This window comes from Algorimicrobium algoritergicola (genome assembly GCF_008086165.1).
GTDB lineage: Bacteria > Bacteroidota > Bacteroidia > Flavobacteriales > Flavobacteriaceae > Algorimicrobium > Algorimicrobium algoritergicola.
Map to the genome: position 1 here is coordinate 1 of NZ_VSKL01000018.1, position 2401 is coordinate 2401.

The 2401-nt window shown below is 38.4% G+C and carries 5 protein-coding genes; all 5 read right to left on the reverse strand.

What is annotated here, in order from left to right:
• A partial coding sequence (locus ES675_RS16270; RefSeq protein WP_148367576.1) for a hypothetical protein occupies positions 1-276 on the reverse strand: 276 nt, incomplete at its 3' end.
• Position 277: 1 nt separating this feature from the next.
• Entirely contained in the window at positions 278-934 is a 657-nt protein-coding gene (locus ES675_RS16275) for a DUF3164 family protein (RefSeq protein ID WP_066257090.1), read from the reverse strand.
• Position 935: 1 nt separating this feature from the next.
• Positions 936-1127: a hypothetical protein gene (locus ES675_RS16280; protein WP_066257021.1), complete on the reverse strand. Its 192-nt coding sequence runs from the start codon at positions 1125-1127 to the stop codon at positions 936-938.
• A 148-nt stretch (positions 1128-1275) separates the two neighbouring features.
• Positions 1276-1590, reverse strand: coding sequence for a hypothetical protein (locus ES675_RS16285; RefSeq protein WP_148367578.1), 315 nt, complete (start codon positions 1588-1590; stop codon positions 1276-1278).
• A gap of 18 nt (positions 1591-1608) precedes the next feature.
• Positions 1609-2268: an ATP-binding protein gene (locus ES675_RS16290; protein WP_066257102.1), complete on the reverse strand. Its 660-nt coding sequence runs from the start codon at positions 2266-2268 to the stop codon at positions 1609-1611.
• Positions 2269-2401: the final 133 nt, after the last annotated feature.

The following is a 2401-nucleotide window of genomic DNA, read 5'->3' on the forward strand; positions in this document are numbered from 1 at the left end:
ATTGGTAAGCTCTATTTTGGCCTTCCAAACGCCTTCCTGGTCTTGTATTATTAATTTGTTGTTTACGAGTACTTCGTTATCATGAAATTGTTGAATTTCTACTGCCATGCGATCTGTGTTTAGTTTAAAGGTTTTTTTATCAATGCGTGTATGGGTTGCTCCAGCCTTCAGTTTTTTGGCTTCCAGTTGTTTGGCAAGCGCCAAGGCTTTTAGTGCCTTTTGGCGCTGGTGGTTCTTGCTGTTTTCATCGTTTATGGTATGGTGGGTATTTACCATATTACAGGCTTGAAAAGTTTAGCGAAATATCCTGCCATTTGTTCTTGTCGTCTCTTGCATAGATTCGACAATACAAGCTGCTACCAATTACGGTCTGGCACTCGTCAAGCTTATCAAAGCGGCTAATCAGTTCATCGTCGCCCAACTCTCTAACTTCGGTTCTTGCCTTGGCCAGAAGCTTCGGGTCGAACTCGCCTTTACCGTTGCGCATCATGGTTTTTTCCCAAACGCGGTAGAATCCTTTGTTGCGGTCCTGAAACTTGTTTTTAAAAATATCTTGAATAGCGTCTATATGCACCTCCGCTTCATCGGTAAAGGCGAAGCGTTCTTGCATATCTACAGTCACCTTCATGTCTCCAGCTTTATTGATGCGGCTAAATGTTTTAACCTCTTTAGGCTCTTTGCCCTCTAGGTGGTACATGCGGATGTATAAATCATTGGCCTGCTTTATGGTAATTTTTTTAAACTCGTCCAGTTCCCGACGTAATTGTTTAGCCTTGGAAACGGCGTTTATAATGAAGTCCTCATTATCTGATTCGTACACCTTTTTAGCTTTTAAGGCCTTTTCATTTTCGGCTAATTGGCGTCTTTTTAATTCAGCCTGCAGCTGGTCTGCAGTTAGTGTTGAAAGGTCAACGGTTTGTGTTTCTGTGTTCATACTATTTCTTCTTTAATTCGTTGTTATGTAATTCAGTTACTTCGACGGCTGCCTTAAAAAAGCGCAACATTTCATTAGATTTAATTAGCATGTGGGCTAATCCCTCAACTATGTCTACTACGTGTCCATCTACGCTAGCGTCACATTCGCCATTTTCGATGTTGATTTTAATTGTTGCATATTGTTCTGCCATAGGTTTTAATATTTTAAATTGTTAATTTGTTTTTTTGAGATAGTTTAAATTGATAATGCAAAAGCAAATTTGCATTTTGCGCTTTGTCTGGATGGTTCGGGTTGTGATCTAGCCAAAACCGAGGTCGGCTATTTTGTTTTCGAGTTCTCTAGCTGTCATAGGCTTTTTTCATTAAAGGTTTAGAGAATAGTTTGTTAATTGGGCTAATGGTTTCCTTGTAGAAGTCTATGGCTAGTTCTGGCGATAGCTTCCCGATGTACGCTTTACCTTGGTAGACAAATTTGCGCTCTTCAAATTCCAAGCATTTGTACCACCAGTTAAAAAGCGGTTTGGATATTAATAACTTTTGAAGTGATTTTTGGTTCTTGCTTTTGGAAGCGCACCATTCCAGATAACAGTCCATAACTAACATGTAGTAAGCGTCTGCATCCATTTGTAAAATTTGTAAGACTTGTTTTTTCATTGTTTCGGTTTGTTATTGTTATGATTCGCCACGTAGCATATCGTAGCCTTTTTGGTAGACAATAAAGCGTCCGCCGTTTTCTCCTATGGTTCTACCCTGACATTGCGCCAGGAAGCCGTTTACATATATTTTCATTTTAGCGTTGTACCTTATTGACTTTTCAAATTCCGTTCTTGGATTTTTTCCTTCAGCTTGACCCGTTATGATCAGAATGATTTGTTTTTTAAGAGCCAGCCTCTTCAAGTCCAAGTAGTCATCATAGCTAGACGTCATATCCTTAATGGAGTCTATTATTACTACTTTGGGTGCATTCTTTTTATTTAAATAAATCATCATTTCTTTGAACGTGTAATTCTGTGTGTAAAAGCAATCTTCAACTTCATTCATGGTAAACAGTTCGGTTCTATCTATATAATCCGTATCGTCTGGCTCTTCCTCGCATAGATTTAAAAGTGTTTTATATCCTAATTCGGCCATTGCTTTTGCTAATTGCATTAGAAAGCTACTTTTACCGCTTCCAGAAACTCCCCAAATAAACCAGACACCTTTATCTTGAGGTCTGCCAAATGCTTCAAGCCATCTCCCTTTCCATTGTAATTTTGATACATTTTGATTCTGAATATTTGCTACGGTTAAAATTTTCTGAATCGCAGCTGATTTATTTATTGTTTTAGGCAATTTTAATGGGCGTTAAAAATTTCAACTTCATTTACATTCAATATCTTTTTTACCAATGCTATGGATATTGGTACATTTAATCTATCGGCCTCGCGCATACATGGAACCAGCACATCGTGCAGCTCGCCATAAT